General features: G+C 51.0%; 18 protein-coding genes. 1 reads left to right on the top strand and 17 read right to left on the bottom strand.

Annotated features, from left to right (window positions below):
- Positions 1 to 8 precede the first annotated feature (8 nt).
- Both pfkB and HMPREF0980_RS11865 read right to left on the bottom strand, forming a co-directional pair.
- Positions 9 to 929, bottom strand: coding sequence for a 1-phosphofructokinase (gene pfkB, locus HMPREF0980_RS11870; protein WP_049729308.1), 921 nt, complete (start codon positions 927 to 929; stop codon positions 9 to 11).
- Entirely contained in the window at positions 929 to 1,675 is a 747-nt protein-coding gene (locus HMPREF0980_RS11865) for a DeoR/GlpR family DNA-binding transcription regulator (RefSeq protein ID WP_049729307.1), read from the bottom strand. The genes pfkB and HMPREF0980_RS11865 overlap by 1 nt, the downstream gene beginning before the upstream one ends.
- Positions 1,676 to 1,925: 250 nt before the next feature.
- On the opposite strand from HMPREF0980_RS11865, the gene HMPREF0980_RS11860 reads away from it, so the two are divergent.
- On the top strand, positions 1,926 to 2,498 hold the full coding sequence (locus tag HMPREF0980_RS11860) for a YitT family protein (RefSeq protein WP_049729306.1): 573 nt from the start codon (positions 1,926 to 1,928) through the stop codon (positions 2,496 to 2,498).
- A gap of 317 nt (positions 2,499 to 2,815) precedes the next feature.
- Here the strand turns inward: HMPREF0980_RS11860 and ptsP are convergent, their stop codons facing one another.
- The 15 genes from ptsP to HMPREF0980_RS11785 form a co-directional block, all read right to left on the bottom strand.
- A complete protein-coding gene (ptsP, locus tag HMPREF0980_RS11855) occupies positions 2,816 to 4,441 on the bottom strand; it encodes a phosphoenolpyruvate--protein phosphotransferase (RefSeq protein ID WP_049729305.1) in 1,626 nt (541 codons plus the stop codon).
- Positions 4,442 to 4,523: 82 nt separating this feature from the next.
- Positions 4,524 to 5,453 carry a cysteine synthase A gene (gene cysK, locus HMPREF0980_RS11850; protein WP_049729304.1) on the bottom strand — a complete coding sequence of 310 codons (930 nt, stop codon included), beginning with the start codon at positions 5,451 to 5,453 and terminating at the stop codon, positions 4,524 to 4,526.
- A gap of 53 nt (positions 5,454 to 5,506) precedes the next feature.
- The gene (locus tag HMPREF0980_RS11845) at positions 5,507 to 6,790 is read right to left on the bottom strand and encodes an O-acetylhomoserine aminocarboxypropyltransferase/cysteine synthase family protein (protein ID WP_049729303.1); all 1,284 of its coding nucleotides are present in this window, start codon (positions 6,788 to 6,790) and stop codon (positions 5,507 to 5,509) included.
- A gap of 72 nt (positions 6,791 to 6,862) precedes the next feature.
- Positions 6,863 to 7,303: an RrF2 family transcriptional regulator gene (locus tag HMPREF0980_RS11840; protein WP_049729674.1), complete on the bottom strand. Its 441-nt coding sequence runs from the start codon at positions 7,301 to 7,303 to the stop codon at positions 6,863 to 6,865.
- Between the two features lie 183 nt (positions 7,304 to 7,486).
- Complete coding sequence (locus tag HMPREF0980_RS11835) at positions 7,487 to 7,909, bottom strand: RrF2 family transcriptional regulator (protein WP_049729302.1); 423 nt, start codon at positions 7,907 to 7,909, stop codon at positions 7,487 to 7,489.
- A gap of 17 nt (positions 7,910 to 7,926) precedes the next feature.
- Entirely contained in the window at positions 7,927 to 8,577 is a 651-nt protein-coding gene (locus tag HMPREF0980_RS11830; RefSeq protein WP_049729301.1) for a GntR family transcriptional regulator, read from the bottom strand.
- A 116-nt stretch (positions 8,578 to 8,693) separates the two neighbouring features.
- Positions 8,694 to 9,179: an L-2-amino-thiazoline-4-carboxylic acid hydrolase gene (locus tag HMPREF0980_RS11825; RefSeq protein ID WP_049729300.1), complete on the bottom strand. Its 486-nt coding sequence runs from the start codon at positions 9,177 to 9,179 to the stop codon at positions 8,694 to 8,696.
- Between the two features lie 33 nt (positions 9,180 to 9,212).
- Positions 9,213 to 10,493 (bottom strand): L-cysteine desulfidase family protein, encoded by a 1,281-nt coding sequence (locus HMPREF0980_RS11820; RefSeq protein WP_049729299.1) that lies wholly within the window; start codon positions 10,491 to 10,493, stop codon positions 9,213 to 9,215.
- A gap of 53 nt (positions 10,494 to 10,546) precedes the next feature.
- On the bottom strand, positions 10,547 to 11,554 hold the full coding sequence (locus HMPREF0980_RS11815; protein WP_049729673.1) for an ABC transporter ATP-binding protein: 1,008 nt from the start codon (positions 11,552 to 11,554) through the stop codon (positions 10,547 to 10,549).
- Positions 11,555 to 11,559: 5 nt separating this feature from the next.
- Entirely contained in the window at positions 11,560 to 12,540 is a 981-nt protein-coding gene (locus HMPREF0980_RS11810; protein WP_049729298.1) for an ABC transporter ATP-binding protein, read from the bottom strand.
- A 16-nt stretch (positions 12,541 to 12,556) separates the two neighbouring features.
- Positions 12,557 to 13,645, bottom strand: coding sequence for a M24 family metallopeptidase (locus tag HMPREF0980_RS11805; protein WP_049729297.1), 1,089 nt, complete (start codon positions 13,643 to 13,645; stop codon positions 12,557 to 12,559).
- Positions 13,646 to 13,670: 25 nt separating this feature from the next.
- On the bottom strand, positions 13,671 to 14,438 hold the full coding sequence (locus HMPREF0980_RS11800; protein WP_049729296.1) for an ABC transporter permease: 768 nt from the start codon (positions 14,436 to 14,438) through the stop codon (positions 13,671 to 13,673).
- Positions 14,439 to 14,502: 64 nt separating this feature from the next.
- Positions 14,503 to 15,510, bottom strand: a complete 1,008-nt coding sequence (locus tag HMPREF0980_RS11795; protein ID WP_049729295.1) for an ABC transporter permease — start codon at positions 15,508 to 15,510, stop codon at positions 14,503 to 14,505.
- 23 nt (positions 15,511 to 15,533) lie between these two features.
- Positions 15,534 to 17,132 carry an ABC transporter substrate-binding protein gene (locus HMPREF0980_RS11790; protein WP_049729294.1) on the bottom strand — a complete coding sequence of 533 codons (1,599 nt, stop codon included), beginning with the start codon at positions 17,130 to 17,132 and terminating at the stop codon, positions 15,534 to 15,536.
- A gap of 29 nt (positions 17,133 to 17,161) precedes the next feature.
- On the bottom strand, positions 17,162 to 18,835 hold the full coding sequence (locus HMPREF0980_RS11785) for a hydantoinase B/oxoprolinase family protein (RefSeq protein ID WP_049729293.1): 1,674 nt from the start codon (positions 18,833 to 18,835) through the stop codon (positions 17,162 to 17,164).
- Between the last annotated feature and the right edge of the window lie 6 nt (positions 18,836 to 18,841).

The following is an 18,841-nucleotide window of genomic DNA, read 5'->3' as shown; positions in this document are numbered from 1 at the left end:
CATTCCTCCTATAATCCATACTCTGACGGTTCTTCCCCGAGAAGCGCCTCTATCTCTTCTTTTTCTGCCAGCCAGCCCGTAAATGCTGTTGCGCTTCCCGCCGCAATCCCAAGCTTAAATGCCTTTTCATAATCTCCCGTGTTCAGCCATCCGGTGAGGAACCCTGCTACCATAGAGTCTCCGGCGCCTACAGAATTTTTGACTTCTCCCTTGGGCGGCCGGCTCCTGCATATTGTTTTGTCCTCCGTCACGAGGATAGCTCCATCCCCCGCCATAGATACGAGCACATTCCGGGCTCCTCTTTCTTGAAGCATGCCGGCATGGCGAATGATCTCTTCCTCCGTATTCAGCACCGTGCCAAACATCTCTCCCAGCTCATGGTTATTCGGCTTTATTAGGAATGGGTGATATTTCAGCACATTCAGCAGCAAGTTCTTCGTCGCGTCTACCGCGATGCGTATCCCACGTCCATCAAGCCTGGCCATAATCTTCTCATAGATATCCGGCGGCATGGTATCCGGAATGCTTCCGGCCAATACAAGAACGTCGTCTGCTTCCAGCCGGTCCAGCCGGTCATACAGCTCGTCCAGCGCCTCTTCCGTAATGGCAGGACCTTGTCCGTTAATCTCCGTTTCCTGTCCGTCATTGATCTTGACGTTGATTCTCGTGAATCCCTGCCCGAGCCTGATAAAATCTGTATAGCATCCGCAGCCGTTCAGCATCTTTTCCAGCGCATCCCCGGTAAAGCCGGCCACAAATCCAAGCGCCCTGCTTTTGAGCCCAAGATTCGAGAGGATGACAGAGACATTGTTGCCTTTGCCTCCTGGATAGATATGCTCGCCTGTTGTCCGGTTGATTTCACCCGGGGTAAGCTTCTCCGTCCGGATTACATAATCCAGCGACGGGTTGAACGTTACCGTATAAATCATCACTCTACCTCCACTACATTTCTGCATGCCCTGTATGCATCGTCATTCAGCCTCGTCGTCACCACAGTACAGGCAGTAAATTCTGCAAATGTCACGGATGAGATCTGATTGATTTTGCTTGAATCTGACAGTATATAGCTTCTCCTGCACTGTGAAACTGCTTTTTCCTTCACAAGGGCTTCTGTGATATCCGGTGTCGTAAACCCTTTGTCCCTGCTCACCCCGTTCGTCCCAAAAAATCCCTTCGTAAAGTTGTATTTTTTCAGGCTCTCTATAGCCTCTGCCCCGACAATCGCTTCCGTCGCCTCTTTGAGCTGTCCCCCAAGGAGATAGACCGTGCATCCTTTTTTCAGCAGCTTCTGCGCCTGTCCGATGGCATTCGTCACAAATACGGCATCCACCACTGTTATATAGTCAATCAGCAGATCCACGCTGCTCCCCGCATCCATATAGACGAAGTCATCTTTTTCTATGAGCGCGGCAGCGTACTTTGCAATTGCCACCTTCTCTTCTATATTCAAGTCTCTTCTCACAGACAGCAACGCGTCTTTCGTCATTGTCTCCAGATTCACTGCAGTCGCTCCGCCGTGCACCTTGATAAGGCTGCCTTTCCGGTGCAGCGCGGTCAAATCTCTCCTTATGGTGGATTCCGACGTATCAAGCTGCTCTGTCAGTTCCTGAACCGTAACGGTCTTTTTGTCGTTTACCAGCCTAAGTATCTCGTTATAACGTTCTTCTGCCAGCATATTAGTACCTCCAGTCTTTAAGATAGTCATTATCATTCACATTCATCCATTTTCGTTCATTTCTGATATTATAATATAATCATTTTCAGTCAATGTCAATTAAAATCCGCCAATAATAACCACCAAAAAGGACTTTATTTTATTATGCACATTTGACAAAGAGATTATCAGAATAGTTTTTCTTTTTAAAATGTTCTATACTGTTAATCAGTGGCAGTACTATCTGACCAGGATTTGGAGAGTTGTTGATATGAGATATGTAAAAATTATTCTGGGAAACATTCTGATAACGTCAGCTTATGCTTTTCTGACCGTCCCCCATGAGATAGTGAATGGAGGCGTGACGGGATTTTCCATGATTGCCGCCTCCTTCCTCCACGCAGACACGGCGTTGATTGCCAATGTACTCACACTCCTGCTGCTTGCCTTATGTTACATTTTTCTCGGTAAAGATTATTTTAAAGGTACCATCATCAGCGGCATCTGCTATATGGTATTTTTTACGGCGTTCCATTCTCTTGGCATAAGTTTCATTTCCAACCGCCTTATTGCAGCTCTGGCGGCCGCGCTTATGGTAGGTGCCGGATATTACCTCTGTATCAGCCAGCATGCAACCGCTATCAGCTTTGACACGATTGCCCTCGTCCTGAACAGAAAAAATCCCGCCATCAATGTGGCGGGGGCTATCTTCTGTATCAATATGCTTGTCATCCTGCTTGGAGTCTTCCGGTACGGCATGTGGGCCGTTCTTCTCGGGGCAGCATTTTCAGGGGTCCAGGCATTCACGCTGAATCTGCTGCAAAAAATGGGGGGCGTAAACTAAGACGCCGCTGGGGAGGCAGGGGGCATCTGCTTTACTGGCACGGCGGGGGTGGCCGTGTGGCGATACTGGCGGCCGGAAAAAATTGGCTTGTGTGACTATGAATAAAAGATGCGTCAAGTTGAAACCTTTGGCGAAATGGAATTATAATGAGGAAGAGGCGGAGAATCCTTTCCGTAGCCCTTATCCTGCGGGATGCAAGCCGCTTTCGGCGCGCATTCTGCAGGGTTAGGGATACGTGAAATAGTCGGAGCCTCGGACGCATCGGAGCATCTGCCACCCGGCTCCCCGCACGCCGCCTAATTTACTTACCCCCACTCTTACTGGATATCCCGAATCTTCTTCCTGAGCCCAAGTACCTGAGGTGGTGTCACGGATAATTCATCTATGCCTATCTGGATAAAAAATTCCGTCAACGTCAGATCTGCTGCCAGATCTCCGCAGATACTGATTCTCTTTCCCTCCAGATGGACATTGTTCGTCACGATGCGGATCATCTTGAGCAGCGCGGGATGGTGCGGGTCATAATATCTGCTGATTCTGCCGTTCTGCCGGTCTGCAGCCATCGTATACTGGGACAGGTCGTTCGTCCCTATGCTGAAGAAATCTACCTCTCTGGCAAGCTCCCCGCTGATCATGACCGCGGCCGGCGTCTCTATCATTACGCCAACCTGTATATTTTCATCAAAAGCCGTCTTTTCATCTTTGAGCTCGCGCTTGGCGGCTTCCAGCATCACCTTCGCGCTCTGCACTTCATCAATCGATGTAATCATCGGGAACATGATGGATACATTGCCAAATACCGACGCGCGCAGTATAGCCCGCAGCTGCGTCTTGAACATCTCATCCTTATCAAGGGAGATGCGGATTCCGCGGTATCCCAGCGCCGGATTGTTCTCCTCTCCGAAATCAAGGCACTCTGCCTGCTTGTCACCGCCCAGGTCCGCCGTCCTTATGACGACAGGCTTTGCTCCCATGGCCTCTGCCGCCAGCTTATACGTCTGAAACTGCTGTTCTTCGGTCGGCAGCTTATGCCTGTTCTCCATATAGAGGAACTCGCTCCGGAACAGGCCGATACCGCCGGCATCGCTGCGCAGTACATTTTCTATGTCTTCCCGTTTGCCGATATTGGCACAGATGTCAATCCTCTGTCCGCTCTGGGTAACGTTATCCTTTCCCTTGAGACGCTCCAGATTCTTCACCTGTGACACATTGCTTTCTTTCTTCTGCTTCATCCTCGTAAGCGTCGTGTAATCCGGCTCTATGTATATCTTTCCCTCGAAACCATCGATGATGATAGTCTTTCCGTCATAATCCTTCTTCAGCGCCTCTCCAAGTCCGATGACAGAAGGAATCCCCATCGTTCTCGCCAGCACGGCGGTGTGTGAGTTGATTGCACCGTATCTTGTAACGAACCCGAGAATCTTCGTCTTATCGAGCTGCACCGCCTCGCTCGGATATATCTCATTGGCCGCCAGCACGATTGGTTCATCTGTAAGCAGCTTGTCTTTCCAGCTTCTGGACAGAATGCGCACGAGCCTGCTTGACACGTCCCGGATATCCGTGTCATGCCCCTGCACATAATTCTTCCCCTCCTGCACGCATGTCTCAATAAACTGTTCTGACGCAGACTGAACCGCATACTCTGCGTTCAGCTTCTGTTCCAGTATCACGCCGGTAATCACGTCAATATAATCCTGATCCTCCAGAATCATCTGCTGCATCTCAAAAATGGCGGCGTTAGCCTCTCCGACATCTTTAATGGAATCTGTGTACAAATCTTTCAGTTCCAGAAGGGCTTTCTCCCGCCCTTTCTGGAACCTCATGATTTCCTTTTCTACATCTTTGACATCAAATTTCTTGATCTCTTTTGTATCTCTCCTGTAAAACGACAGCCGTCCAATCGCGACGCCTTCCGAAACTTTCTTCCCTGTCAGTGTAATCATAGTCTCTCTATCCTTTACTGCCTCTTCATGTTTAATAAGATAACTTTACACGTTAAAGCAGCTTCCGTCAAGAACTAATATTTTACTCAAACAGCGGAGTTGACAGATATCTCTCCCCCGTGTCAGGAAGCAGGGCCACGATTGTTTTTCCTTTATTTTCCTCCCTCATAGCCAGCAACATTGCCGCGTGCAGCGCAGCCCCTGATGAGATGCCGGTGAGAATCCCCTGCTTTGCCGCCAGAAGTCTGGACGCACTGTAGGCCTCTTCATTTTCTACTGCTATTATCTCGTCATAGATATCCGTGTCCAGGATGTCCGGCACAAATCCTGCGCCGATTCCCTGCAGGCCATGCGGCCCCGGCGTCCCTCCCGAGAGTACAGGGGAAGCAGCCGGCTCGACGGCGACCACCTTTATATCTGGATTCCTTTCCTTCAAGTATGCACCCGTACCTGTGACCGTACCGCCGGTACCAACGCCTGCCACGAATATGTCTACCCTTCCGTCCGTGTCTGCCCATATCTCTGGTCCTGTAGTCTCCCTATGTGCTTTCGGGTTCGCCTCATTGACAAACTGGCCGAGTACGATAGCGTTTTCTGTTTCAGCCGCCAGCTCTTTTGCTTTTGAGATGGCCCCCGGCATTCCTTTGGCACCTTCGGTGAGGACAATCTCAGCCCCATATCCTTTCAAAAGCTTCCTGCGCTCTATGCTCATCGTCTCGGGCATGGTAAATATGGTCCGGTATCCTCTCGATGCGGCAACCGAAGCCAGCCCGATTCCTGTATTGCCGCTAGTCGGTTCGATAATCGTCGAGCCAGGGGTGACAAGCCCTTTCTCCTCCGCGTCAAGCAGCATGGATAAAGCCGCTCTGTCTTTGACACTTCCCGCAGGGTTAAAAAGCTCCAGCTTTACGAGAACTTTTGCCTCAAGCCCCTTTTCCTCTTCTATTCTCGCCACTTCCAGAAGCGGCGTCTTTCCAATCATTTCTTCTACGTTCTTATATATCTGTCCCATCTTGAATCTCCTTCTTTTCTGCTGCCTGATTTCCTTGCTTTACTGTTATATGGTTATATTGCCGCCAATGCCTGATCCAAATCGTAGATAATATCGTCAATATGTTCTGTCCCTATGGACAGGCGTACGCTGTTCGGACGTATACCGGAGTTGCCAAGCTCCTCCTCCGTCATCTGGGAATGTGTCGTGCTGGCCGGATGAATGACAAGTGATTTTACATCTGCTACATTTGCCAGCAGGGAAAATATTTCCAGCCTGTCAATGAAGCGTTTCGCTTCCTCTTCACCACCTTTCACTTCAAATGTAAAGATAGAGCAGCCCCCTTCTGGAAAGTATCTGCCGTATAGATTATGGTATGGGCTGTCCGTCAGCATCGGATGGTTCACCCGCTCCACTTTCGGATGCCTGCTCAGATAATCGACCACCTGAATCGTATTCTGTACATGGCGTTCTACTCTGAGAGACAGCGTTTCAAGTCCCTGTAGAAACAGAAATGCGTGCAGCGGGGCCATGGTGGCTCCTGTGTCTCTCAATATGACTGCCCGGATCCTTGTCACAAATGCCGCTTCTCCGGCCGCCTCGGAAAATATGACGCCGTGATAGCTCGCATCCGGCTCCGTAAGCTGCGGGTATCTGCCGGAAGCCTTCCAGTCAAATCTACCTCCGTCTATGATTACGCCGCCGATAGCCGTTCCATGTCCCCCGATAAACTTTGTGGCTGAATGTACGACGATATCCGCACCATGTTCCATCGGCCGCAGCAGATACGGTGTCGCGAACGTACTGTCCATCACGAGCACGATTCCATGCCTGTGGGCCGTCTCCGCCACTTTTTCTATATCTGCCAGGTTGGCGTTTGGATTGCCGATAGACTCGAGGAACAGTGCCTTTGTGTTATCTTGTATGGCGGCTTCCCACGCCCCCTCTTCATCGGGGTCGATGAAAGTCGTCGTAATCCCCTGTGCGGGGAGCGTATGTTCCAGAAGATTAAAGCTTCCGCCATATAGGTATTTGCTGGCTACGATATGACCTCCCCCATGGGCAAGATTCTGAAACGTATACGTTATCGCCGCTGCCCCCGAAGCTACTCCCAGCGCAGCCACACCTCCCTCCAGCGCGGCCATGCGCTTCTCGAATACGTCCTGTGTCGAATTGGTGAGCCGGCCGTATATATTCCCTGCGTCCGTAAGGGAAAAACGATCCGCCGCGTGCTGACAGTCCCGGAATACATAAGATGTAGTCTGGTATATAGGAACCGCCCTGGCGTCGCTCGCCGGGTCCGGCTGCTCCTGTCCAACATGTAGCTGCAATGTCTCAAATCTCCAATCTCTGTTCATAACTGATGTCCTCGCTTTCCTCTTTTTTTACCATAGTATTGTTCTGTCTGTGATGTCCTCTGTACGCCGACGCTACAGGTAATACATGGGAACGGCTTGTTCCTGCTTCTCCCGATATTCTTCCACGAGCCTGCCAAGCGTGCGTTCCTGAAACAATTCATTCACCCTCCTGTCAATCTCATCCCAGACGAGTTCTCTGATAGCTGCTTCCACTTCATCTTCACATTCATCCGGTATTTTGTTGACAATCGAGAATTGGCCCTCCAGAGCCTCCAGAATCTCTTTCACCGTTATCTCAGATATATCTTTCGCAAGCATGTATCCGCCACCGGCTCCCTTGACGCTTGCCACGATCCCTGCTTTGCGCAAGGTGCCGAATACCTGTTCAAGATAATTCAGCGACAGGTTCTGCCGGCTTGCCGTCTGCGTGAGGGAGACCGGCTGCCCATTTGAATTTGCCGCCATATCCACCAGCGCTCTCAGCCCATATCTGCCCTTTGTTGATATCTTCATCGCAAGCACCTCCGTTTCAATTCCTACTAAATTGATAAGAATTATATGTTTTATGTTATACACCTTTTTTCCTACCATGTCAATATACTTTTTGAAAAATATTCCAACTCGTGGAACATGAAGAACGCCCGGCGTAAGAATGTATCAAAAAAACATTCTTACGCCGGGCGCCTGCTCTGCAGTCTATCCTCTCTTCGCCGCCACTCGGACGATCTCACTTACGGTTACTCCGTCTGCAACGCTTACCATCACATCCCAGAGCATCCCCCACGTATCTTTTGTCGGACAGAGGCTGCAGTCGATACCGCAGCTGCTCCCTTTTGTCAGGCATTCTACAGGCACGAGTTCTCCTTCTACTGCTTCCAGCACCTCCCGCACTGTAAGCTGCTCCGGGTCCTTTGCCAGGCAGTATCCGCCCTGGGCACCGCGTACGCTGGACACGATTCCTGCAGTTTTCAGCGCTTTGACGATACGCTCCAGGTATTTTTCCGAGAGCTTTCTACGCTCCGCTATATTTTTAAGGCTTTCCAAGTGCCCGGGGTCCGAATGCATCGCCAGATCTGCAGCAATCTCCAATGCATAGATTCCCTTCGTCGATATCTTCATGTGCTGGCCCTCCAAGCTTACGCTATAATGCCTTCCACAATCTCACGTTTCAAATCCATTATATCATCTTTCAGCACTTCTTTTGCTTCTTCCAGATTCCGCCTTTCCAAGGCTTCTATCAGCAATATGTGCCGCTGGGCCGTCGTTTCGTTTCTGTGGACGCTGGAAGAGAAGTAATACTGTACCGCACTCCTGGAAGAAAACTTCAGCGCCCGTTCAACCGCTTCGCAGATTTTTTCATTACCGCAGAAGCTGCACAGGAGCAGATGGAAGCTGATATTGCTTTTCCAGTATCTTGCTATCTTCTTTTCACTGTGAATCTTCGTTGCTTCCAGAACATCTTTCTTCAACAGCTCAATCTGCCTGTCCTCGAGTTGAGCAAAGGTCTTATCCAGCGCTGCCGTCTCCAGAATGACGCGCATCTCCACAATATCGGAAATCTCCTTAATCGAAATCGGACATATCTGGTATCCCATCCTGGGACGGCTTTCAAGAATCTTCTCGTTGCACAATTCAACAAGCGCCTCCCGCACCGGAGACTTGCTGACCCCATGCTTCTCAATCAGCTCGCGCTCCGTGATGATGTCATTCTGCCTGTAATTCCCATCAATAATCTCATTCAAGATATTTTCATAAATCTGGTCCTTTAGCTTTATATTACCTGACATTACTGTCCTCCTAAGTTCGCATAATTTCCGCCTTACATTGTATTTTGCTTATGTATTATTCTACCAGAAATCTCCTGTGTTGGATACCCCTTCGTATGTTGCGCGCCTAACATATGCTACTTGTGGAAATGCAGCCTGCATGTGGCGCATCCTTCAGCAATCGCGCCGTTCAGGTCGAACTTAAGCCCCATTGCACTGGCGATATTGCGGTCGCCGTCCATGGCGATATCGCATAGCTTGGCACATTGGCCATCGTCCATTCCAAGATCCTTCCATGCTGCCAGCAGCGGACAGTAATGGAACTGGATTTTCAAATCATCGGCGGTGCATTCATCTACCTCCATATCAAAGGTGCTCATGCCAAGGTCATCGAGGAATACCTCACGGAAACTGCTTAAGTCTGAGGTGTCCTCACATCTGGCCCGAAATTTTTCTCCGTCCTTCTCTCCTCTCTTGGCGATGGCTTTTCTCATTACGTCCTCGATATCCATGCCTGCTTTTACTGCTTCTTCGTAGATGAGGCCCATCCATGCTGCCCTGTGGCCGATTGCATTGCGGTTGATCTGCGTCTCCCGTTCGTTTCCCATTCTTTCTTCTGACATGATTCATATCCTCCTTGATTGTTTTATTTCTTATCAGCCAACACATTGCATCATGATGCTGATAATCTCCTTATCCGTCTCTCTCATTCCATCTTTGCCCAATTTCCCCACATTATAGATAGTGCCGTCCACGTCATTTGTGACTATTCCATCACCGCCCTTGAACTGTCTCCCATCCTCGTACATCTGGTATCCAAGTATTCCGGCGTCCACGGAGGCGGCAATCTTTCCGGCACAGGAAGGCTTGGCGCCATCGCAGATGATGCCAGAAACGATAGCCAGTGAATTAACGATTGTATGTGCAATCTCTTCATAACGGCCGCCCATAAGATATGCGATGCCTGTTCCGCTGGCACATCCCGCGTTTACCGCTCCACAGAAGGCAGACAGTTTACCGATTCGCAATCTCTGGTATATCGTCATAAGATTGGACACTGCCAATGCTTTTACGAGAGTCTCCTGTGAGCTTTCCAGATATTTCGCATATGTGATGACCGGAACGGATGCCGCGATTCCCTGATTTCCGCTTCCCGATACGATAATGACCGGAGATTCGCAGCCGCCCATCCTGGCATCGGCACCGGCGGCAGCCATCGCTTTTGCCCTGTTCCTTATGCTGTCCCCGTCATGCGCCAGTATCACCTTGCCTACGCCGGCCCCGTATCCGCCTTCGATTCCTTCTTCCGCAATTGAATAATTATACCGGATCTGCGGTTCTATTATTGGATAGACGTCCTCTATATGCAGGGCATCCGCAAATGCAACAATGTCTTTGACATTCAGCAGGTTATCTTCGTCCCCGCTTTCATCTTCTGCCTTTTCCAGCTGTTCAAATATGATATTCCCGTCTTTTTCAATCCGCACAATATTCGTGTGGTAGCGGGCAATCTTCAACAGGACATAGCTGTCCTTGTGAATCAGCCTGACGCCAATCTCGAACAGTGATTCTCCCTCAGCCGGCACTGCCCTGACCTCATGCGTACGCAGATACTCCCGGATGCTCTCACGCTTATATGCGGACACTTCCGCTATGACTTCCAGACGTCTGCCGGCGTCCCCTGCGATTACCCCTGCCACTGCCGCGGCCTCGATGCCTTTCAGGCCTCCGGTGTTCGGTATAATTACGCTTTTGACATTCTTGATGATATTGCCGCTGACAGAGACTTCCATGCGTTCCGGGATGGTTCCCAGTATTTCCCTTGCTTTTGCCGCCCCGTATGCTATAGCTATCGGTTCGGTGCACCCCATCGCGGGAACCAGTTCCTCTTCCAGTATCTGAAGATATTTCCGGTATTTGTAGTCTTCTCTTTTCATTTCATACATCCTTTTGTAGTTTTAATAATAGCTCTATTCTTCACTGTATTCATCTACTCCTTGCCCTCCTCTGCAGCCAGATGGCATGCCACGCTGTGCCCATTCCCGATTTCCCGCATGAGGGGTGTCTCTTTTCTGCACCGCTCGTCTGCATATCTGCATCTTGTATGGAATGCGCATCCTGACGGTACATTGACCGGATTTGGCACATCGCCTTCCAGTATGATTCTGTTCCGTTCCATCTCTGGATCCGGCAGCAAGATGGCAGAGAACAATGCCTGCGTATAGGGGTGCATCGGATGATGGTACAGCTCCTCACATTCTGCAATCTCCACCATTCTCCCGAGATACATGACCATCACGCGGCTGCACATATGCCTTACGACGGACAGTCCATGGGAGATGAACAGGTAGGTGAGGCTGAACTCCTCCTGGATATCGTCCAGCAGATTGATGATCTGGGACTGTGTGGATACGTCCAGTGCTGATACTGCCTCATCGCAGACGATAAGCTTTGGATTCAATATGAGCGCGCGGGCTATGCCGACCCGCTGCCGCTGACCGCCAGAGCACTCAAACGGATACCTGCCGTAATAATCAGAAGACAGCCCTACCACCTCCAGCATGTGCATTACCTTCTCCTGTACCGCTTTCTTATCCGCAAGCTTTTGGACGAGCAAAGGCTCACCGATTATCTTGCCGATCGTATTTCTCGGATTCAGGGATGTGTACGGATCCTGGTACACTATCTGGGCATACCTTCTGAAATCCCGTAACTGCTGCCCTTTCAATTTCAGCACGTCCTGTCCTTCGAACAGCACTTCCCCGTTTGTCGGTTCGAACAGGCGGAGCACCAGTTTTCCCAGTGTCGTCTTGCCGCAGCCGGATTCTCCCACGATTCCTATCGTCTCTTTCGTATACACTTCAAAACTGATATCCTCGACCGCTCTGACCACCCTTCTGTCCCTCGAAAACGCACCTGGCTTCGCGGAATAGTGTTTGGATACATGGCTCACTTTCAGCAAAGGCGCGCCGTCAGGTCCGTACTTTTGATTCATCATATGTATCACCTGTCTTCCATGGCATACTGCCAGCACAATACGCTCTGTCCCTCTTTGGCCTCCACGAGCGGAGGTTTTTGTTCCCTGCAGATATCCGCGGCACAGCCACACCGGCTGCAGAACTTGCAGCCTCTGATTTCCTCCGACAGTTTCGGAACCGTTCCTTCTATCATGAACAGACGTTCCTTCTTCTCGTCCGGCCTCGGAATCGCCTTTAAAAGTCCTCTCGTATATGGATGCAGCGGATCGGCAAAAAATTTCTTTACAGGCGCTTCCTCTACAATGCTGCCTGCATACATGACCATAACCCGGTCCGATACTTCCGCTATCACGCCCATATCGTGAGTGATGAACATGACGGCCATCCCAAGGTCTCTGCGGAGCCTCTTGATGATATCCAGTATCTGCGCCTGAATCGTCACATCCAGTGCTGTCGTCGGTTCGTCGGCAATGAGCAGTTTCGGACTGCAGGCAATCGCCATCGCTATCATGACCCTCTGGCGCATACCGCCGGACAGCTGATGCGGATATTCTTTTGCCCTTTTCTCAGGCATCGGGATACCGACCATGTCAAGCAGTTCCACTGCCTTCTCCCACGCCGCCTTTTTACTGATCGTCTCATGGTAACGTATCGTCTCCACTATCTGATACCCACAAGTGAGCAGAGGATTCAACGAGGAAAGCGGCTCTTGAAATATCATCGAAATCTCCTTCCCCGTAACTGCCGAAAATTCTTTCCTGCTCATTTCCAGCGTATTTCTGCCTTCAAAGGTAATCGAGCCTTCCGCGACTCTTCCAAGGTTATCCGGAATGAGCCGCATAACCGACATGGACGTCACGCTCTTGCCGCATCCGGATTCTCCGATTACACCGAGAATCTCGCCTTTATCCACGTGGAAGGACACATGGTCAATCGCTTTGACGGTTCCGGCTTCTCCATAGAATTCCGTAACGAGATTATCCACATTCAATAAAGTATCGCTCACAAAATGTCCCTCCCTTCTAATCTACGATGAGGATTTCATGCCCAAGCCCTGTCAGGCATCTTGCTTCTTCCGGCCCGACATACAGATCATCTTCCAGCCGGACTCCAAAGCGTCCCGGCAGATAGATGCCCGGCTCATTGGAAAATACATTCCCCTCTTGTAACACACTCCGGTTACCCGCGACTATATACGGTGGCTCGTGGATATCGAGGCCGATGCCATGTCCGAGGCGATGTGTAAAAAACTGGCCGTAGCCGGCTTCCCGGATTATCTCTCTGGCCGATTCATCAAGGCTCTCACACGGAACGCCCGGTTTCGCCTTCTTAAAAGCCGTCTCGTTTGCCGCACGGACGATTTCGTATACTTCCTCAAACCCTTCCGGCGGCTTCCCTACAGCTGCCGTTCTCGTGATATCGGAGTAATATCCTTCATAGCTTCCTCCAAAGTCTATGATGACTGCATCCTTGGGACAAATCTTGATATCTTCTGCCTGATGGTGGGGCATGGCGCCATATTGCCCGGATGCCACAAGAGGCATCCCCTGGCATACAAGCCCCTCTTCCTCCAGATGTCCTTTCAGCCGCAGCGCCACTTCCCGCTCGGTGTAACCAGCCAGTCCCTGTTTGAGCGTTCTTGACAATGCAGTTTCTGATTTTTGCTGTGCTGCCGTCAATGCTTCTAATTCCGTTGCATCTTTTGTAGCTCTGAGTTCCTCCATCACCTCTTGGCCAAGACGCCAGGTTACTTGTTCCATCTTTCGTGCCAGCCGGTAAGCCATCACATTCGGCATCGTATCGCCCGCTGCGATACGGAGCTTCTTATTTCCGATGCACGCGGCGGCCTTCTCGTATGGATCTTCGGTTTCCTGCCATAGGATACATGGAATCTGTTCCTTTATCTCCTTCTGGAGATTATCAGCCTCAAACCGGGGCAGGATAAAACAAGCGTCCTCCTGCCGCACGATAAGGAAAATGGGACGTTCCATGGCAAGCCCGCAGAATCCGGTCACATAGTACAAGTCCGTGGACGGAGCGAGGATCAGGCAGTCAACCTGCCTTTCCCCCATCACCTTCCGTACGTCCTCTATCCTCTTCTTAATGTTCATCCTGCATCCTCCTTTTCTACCCTGTCTATAGGTTCCTTAGTTCCGGATTTGTCGCTTCCTGCAGCGAATCTCCCAACAGGCTGAATCCAAGAACCGACAGGAAGATGAACACTCCGGGTATCATGGAGTACCAGGGCGCATTGAATATGAACAGACTTCCGGCTGATATCATCGCTCCCCACTCCGGAGTGGGCATTTGCGCGCCCAGACCGATAAAGGAGAAACCGGATGCGGCTATCAGCGCATTGCCGATTCCCATCGTAATCTGCGGAATCACCATGGACATTGTCTGGGGGATGATTATGGTAAAAACAATCTTTGCCGGATGCATACCGATTGCCTTTGCAGACTCTACGTATAGCTTTTCCTTGATGACAATTACCATACCGCGCACCATCCTGGCGTAATTCGGCCACCAGGACACTGCCAGAGCGAAAATGGTCGGCCCGATTCCCGCTCCGATTGCCGCCGCGATGATCATAGCGAGAAATATCTGCGGGAAAGACATGAATACATCACATATACGCATGACCAGATTGTCGAACCAGCCACCGATATAGCCGGCAATTCCGCCTATCACGATACCAGCTGCCGCCGCACACAGGACGACCGCCAGAGCGGTACCCATGGAATACCATGAGCCATATGCCATCCTGCTGAACAGGTCTCTTCCCATCTCATCTGTACCGAACCAGTGGGCGCTGCCTGGCGCCACCAGCTTCGCGTTCATATCTACGACAAGCGGCTTATATCTCGCTATAAATGGCCCTGTAACCATGAACAGCACAATCATCACTGATATGAGAGTACCTATCGTGGACGGCAGGTCTCTGAAAAAATATTTTTTATCTTTTTCATCAGCTTAACCTCACTCTTGGATCGATCAGGACATATGATATGTCAACTAACAGGTTGATTAATATGAATATGACTGCCATCGTCAGCGTAATCCCGGCCACAACCATCAAATCCAGCGATGCGATCGCATCCAGGGCATAAGAGCCAAGCCCCGGCCAGCTGAATATCTTTTCTATGAGCACCGTGCCGCCAATCATACCTCCCGCCTGCATCCCTAACAGTGTCAGTATAGGTGAAATTGCATTTTTCATAGCATGGCGTCCTATCACCGTATGTTCTGGAAGCCCCTTGGACCTTGCGGTCCTTATGTAGTCCTGACGCAGTTCCTGCAAAAGCTGTGTCCGCATCATCCTCGCCGTAATGCCGCAATAGCCGAGCACAAGGCTTAATACGGGAAGGAGCAGATGTCTGGCAGCCTGCAAAAACAATGCCCAATCTCCTGCAAGCGCGCTGTCCAGCAGATAGAACCCCGTGACGGCGTCCGGAGGCAGCGTCCCTACAGGCAGCCGGTAGCCGGCCGGCAGCCATTGAAGCCTGTAGTAGAATACATACTGGAATATGAGCGCCAGCCAATAGGGTGGAACTGCCATGCCCGCCACCGAAAAGAACCGGATGATGCCGTCCAGCACCCCGGCCCGCTTCAAAGCCGCTATGCTTCCCAGAATAAGGGCAAGGACAAAGAATACTATGAGTGAAACAGCAGTCAGCTCGAGCGTGGCGGAAAGCCTGGACGTTATCTCCTGGGCTACCGGCTGCTTCGTCTTGAAAGAAGTTCCCATATCAAACTTCAGCAGACCCTTCATGTAATTGAGATACTGGACGTAGACCGGCTTATCAAGGCCCAGTTCCACCCGTTTCGCCTCTACCTGCTCATTCGTTGCGGACGGCCCTGCCGCCGCCCTGGCCGGATCCGACGGAAGATAGTAGGTTGCAAGGAATACGAGCATCGTAACGCCGATGATGACGAGCACAAGCGATGCACATCTTTTCAATAAAAATTTTCCCATAACGGTTCCCTCCGTTTTATCTCCTAGTCACCTACAGTCAGCTGGTAGAACCGGATGGAATAGAAGTAGTCGAGCGGATGCAGCACATATCCTTTGTACGTATGATTGATTGCTTCCACCGTGTTCGGGGATGCCGCATATACTGCCGCACAGTCGTCTGCCAGCATCTGCTGCGCCTGCTTCAGAAGTTCCGTCTTCTCGGCCGCGTCGACGGTTGCCGCAGCGGCGTCCAGAAGCTCGTCGAACTCAGGCTTTTCATAAAAGCTCCAGTTATAAGAACCCCCGCTGTTGATACTGTGGAAGTTCTGCTTCAGGAAGAAAGCCGCGTCCCCTGTGAACGCCCCCATATTAAGCGCCGACATTTCCGGTGCCGTTTCCGGAGATGTATTTTCCTCTACGAGGGAAGTCCATGGCATAATCTCGATTTTGACCGTTATGCCGATTTCTGCGAGATTGGCCTGAAGAATCTGCGCCATCTGTACCTGGTCGTCACTGCCCTCGCAGAGGTGCACCCTAATCTCGCAAGGGCCGGTTCCCGACTCCTCCATGAGCTGTTTTGCCTTCTCCATATCCTGCTTCTGCTCCGGTATATCTGTATTATGCTCTGCAAAATCTGCCGGCATGAATCCGCTTGGTATGGTGGCTTGTCCATTGTATACCGTATTCTTGACACCTTCATAATCAAAAGCATAGGATACCGCCTGTCTCACCTTCGGATTGTCAAACGGCGCCTTCTTCATGTTGAAGGTAAAGATGTTCGTCTGCAAAGAGCCGCCCTTTAATATATCGATATCAGGATTTTTTTCCAGCATGTCAAGATTTTCTGTCAGCGGAATCTGAAGCTTATCCACCTCCCCGGAATTCAGCATCTGAATCTGTGTCGCGTTATCCTTGACAATCAGTGTCTGGACCACGTCAATCTGATTGTCTTCCCATCCTTGCCAGTAATCGTCGAATCTGGATAACGTCACATACTGATCATCTACATAATCCGTCACCTGATATGCCCCGGTTCCGCAGGAGTACTTCTTCAGATGCTTCTGTGCCCAGTCTCCGCTCTCCTCGTTTTCCTTGCAGAACGTGGGGGAAATGATGCCAATTTTGGCAACGTTATATAAGAATCCCGAATTTTCCGCCTTCAGCGTCATCTTCACCGTCATATCATCCGTCGCCTCTATCGTGTCAATCTCCTCCACACAGGATGATACAGAATTTACAAATGCCCTTGCCCGCTCGAACGAATACACGACGGCCTCGGCATCCAGGTCTGTGCCGTCATAGAACTTTACGCCGTCACGGATGTGGAAGATGTATGTCCTGGCATCTGGTATCTCCCACTCTTCGGCCAGCCACGGCTCCAGATCCGTAGTTCCACGGACCTCTTCCACCAGTGGCTCATAGCAGTTTCTCGTCGCATGCATATCTGCCGCGTTCATAAGGTTGGTCGGGTCAATGCTGTCCGGCATGAATGCAAGGGCGGCGACAAATGTCTTGTCATCTTCCGTATCCACTTTTCCCTCTTCGCCGGATGTCTTCTTTCCACCACCGCAGGCGCACAGCGAACAGGCCAGTGCCGCTGCCATGCCCAGTACCAGAGCTCGTCTCATAACATTTCTCTTCATCCTTTTTCCTCCTTTATCCATAATCCCGGCTATGCTTCATAGCCATAATACTCCTTTGCATGTTCCACGGTTATATAGCCGTTCTCGATATCTTCCCGCACCGCCCTTTGATCTCTGTCAAGAGGATTGCCATACCCCCCGCCGCCTCCGGTCCGTAACTGTACGATATCACCTTTATTAAGAGAAAGCGTGTTCGTCTTCAGATACGTGCGCTCATCCGGCGTTCCCGGGTTCACGATTGCGACAGGCGCCTTCCCGCTCCCGCCGCCGAACAGCCCCCAGGCTGTCGTCTTCGTCCGTTCGATCCACAGCATCAGATGGCATTCCCCGTCTGTCTCCACACGGTATGTGCGGACGACGCCTGCACCTCCGCGCCATTTCCCCGGTCCCTGCGAATCACTCCGGATCTCGTAGGAGAGCAGACGGAGCGGAAACTTATCTTCTATGAATTCAACGCTCCAGTTTTTCAAGTCCCCGTTGACTACGTTGATCATACAGTTCTGCCCGTCTCCTCCGGCATATGCACCCCATCCCCCGGAGGTGGCTTCACAGATGCCGAACGGTTTGTCCCGAACCGAATCGTACCCGCGGAAGATTATAAGGCTGGAATCCCCATAATGGGCTGCCGCCGCCTCTTTCTCCATAACGGGTGACAGGGCTTTTCCTATCAGATCAATCAAAAGGCCCAGTCCTGTGAAGTACCATCCGCAAGGTGCCGGTTCTTCCGCTGCCAGAAATGTCCCCGTTTCCACTACGACCTTCAAGTTCTGGAATGTGCCTCCCGACACCTGGCTCTTCGGGTTGATCATCTGCTTATATCCGACTCTGCACGCCGCAATGGTCTGTGCCTTTCCGCAGTTGATCGGGCCGCTTCCCATCCCGGAACTTCCGCTCAAATCAATCTTCATCTCGTCACCATGTATCGATATCTTCACCTTGAGCCTGCGCGGTTCCTCTGTCAGTCCGTCATTATCGAGACAGCCTTCCGCTTCATACACGCCGTCGGGAATCGCCGATACCGCCATTCTGTCCAGTTCTTCCGACTGCCGGAAGATTTCTTCTGCCGCTTCTTGCATCACGTCTGTGCCGTAACGGTCAAAAAGCTCTCCCATCCGGGTTCCGCCTGTATAGCACGCCGCGATGCAGGCATTCAAATCTCCTTTCATCATCGTATGGTAGCGGCTGTTGATAGCGATAATCTCCATCACGTCTGTACACAGTTTTCCTCCCGAACAGAGGCGGATTGGCGGAATCCGCAGGCCCTCCTGGTATACGTCCGTAGAATCCGCGTTGCCAATCGGATCCTTGCCTCCCATATCCTGCATGGCCGCCCGCACTGCCGTAAAGCCGTGAAGCTCTCCCCCGTAGAATATCGGGGCCAGCACTGTGACATCCGCCACATGGGTTCCCTGCAGATAGGGTTCATTCATAACGAATACATCGCCTTCACGGTAGCCGTCCATCCCAATCCGCTCTGTTACGATGTTAATACATATCTCCAGATTTCCCAGGAATATCGGGAGTCCCGACGACTGTCCGAGAAGTCTGGCATCCTTGTTGAATATACCTACACTGCAGTCTTTCATCTCATATATGCCCGGACCGAAGGAACTCTTAATCAGACAGCTGTTCATCTCCCGCGCGGCAGAATTTACTGCATTACGAATGATTTCAACGACAATCGGACTTACTTTTGCTCTCATCTCATC

It is taken from the genome of Dorea sp. D27 (assembly GCF_001185345.1).
In the GTDB taxonomy this organism is placed as follows: Bacteria; Bacillota; Clostridia; order Lachnospirales; family Lachnospiraceae; genus Extibacter.
Note: the sequence above shows the minus strand (reverse complement) of the source record. Positions and strands in the feature narration are given on the sequence as shown.

What these genes read in the sequence shown, in the direction of transcription:
- pfkB (WP_049729308.1), bottom strand. Translation starts at nt 929, where the DNA reads ATGATTTATACGGTAACGTTCAACCCGTCGCTGGATTATGTAATCCGG.
- HMPREF0980_RS11865 (WP_049729307.1), bottom strand. Translation starts at nt 1,675, where the DNA reads ATGCTGGCAGAAGAACGTTATAACGAGATACTTAGGCTGGTAAACGAC.
- HMPREF0980_RS11860 (WP_049729306.1), top strand. Translation starts at nt 1,926, where the DNA reads ATGAGATATGTAAAAATTATTCTGGGAAACATTCTGATAACGTCAGCT.
- ptsP (WP_049729305.1), bottom strand. Translation starts at nt 4,441, where the DNA reads ATGATTACACTGACAGGGAAGAAAGTTTCGGAAGGCGTCGCGATTGGA.
- cysK (WP_049729304.1), bottom strand. Translation starts at nt 5,453, where the DNA reads ATGGGACAGATATATAAGAACGTAGAAGAAATGATTGGAAAGACGCCG.
- HMPREF0980_RS11845 (WP_049729303.1), bottom strand. Translation starts at nt 6,790, where the DNA reads ATGAACAGAGATTGGAGATTTGAGACATTGCAGCTACATGTTGGACAG.
- HMPREF0980_RS11840 (WP_049729674.1), bottom strand. Translation starts at nt 7,303, where the DNA reads ATGAAGATATCAACAAAGGGCAGATATGGGCTGAGAGCGCTGGTGGAT.
- HMPREF0980_RS11835 (WP_049729302.1), bottom strand. Translation starts at nt 7,909, where the DNA reads ATGAAGATATCGACGAAGGGAATCTATGCATTGGAGATTGCTGCAGAT.
- HMPREF0980_RS11830 (WP_049729301.1), bottom strand. Translation starts at nt 8,577, where the DNA reads ATGTCAGGTAATATAAAGCTAAAGGACCAGATTTATGAAAATATCTTG.
- HMPREF0980_RS11825 (WP_049729300.1), bottom strand. Translation starts at nt 9,179, where the DNA reads ATGTCAGAAGAAAGAATGGGAAACGAACGGGAGACGCAGATCAACCGC.
- HMPREF0980_RS11820 (WP_049729299.1), bottom strand. Translation starts at nt 10,493, where the DNA reads ATGAAAAGAGAAGACTACAAATACCGGAAATATCTTCAGATACTGGAA.
- HMPREF0980_RS11815 (WP_049729673.1), bottom strand. Translation starts at nt 11,554, where the DNA reads ATGATGAATCAAAAGTACGGACCTGACGGCGCGCCTTTGCTGAAAGTG.
- HMPREF0980_RS11805 (WP_049729297.1), bottom strand. Translation starts at nt 13,645, where the DNA reads ATGAACATTAAGAAGAGGATAGAGGACGTACGGAAGGTGATGGGGGAA.
- HMPREF0980_RS11800 (WP_049729296.1), bottom strand. Translation starts at nt 14,438, where the DNA reads ATGATTGTGCTGTTCATGGTTACAGGGCCATTTATAGCGAGATATAAG.
- HMPREF0980_RS11795 (WP_049729295.1), bottom strand. Translation starts at nt 15,510, where the DNA reads ATGGGAAAATTTTTATTGAAAAGATGTGCATCGCTTGTGCTCGTCATC.
- HMPREF0980_RS11790 (WP_049729294.1), bottom strand. Translation starts at nt 17,132, where the DNA reads ATGAAGAGAAATGTTATGAGACGAGCTCTGGTACTGGGCATGGCAGCG.
- HMPREF0980_RS11785 (WP_049729293.1), bottom strand. Translation starts at nt 18,835, where the DNA reads ATGAGAGCAAAAGTAAGTCCGATTGTCGTTGAAATCATTCGTAATGCA.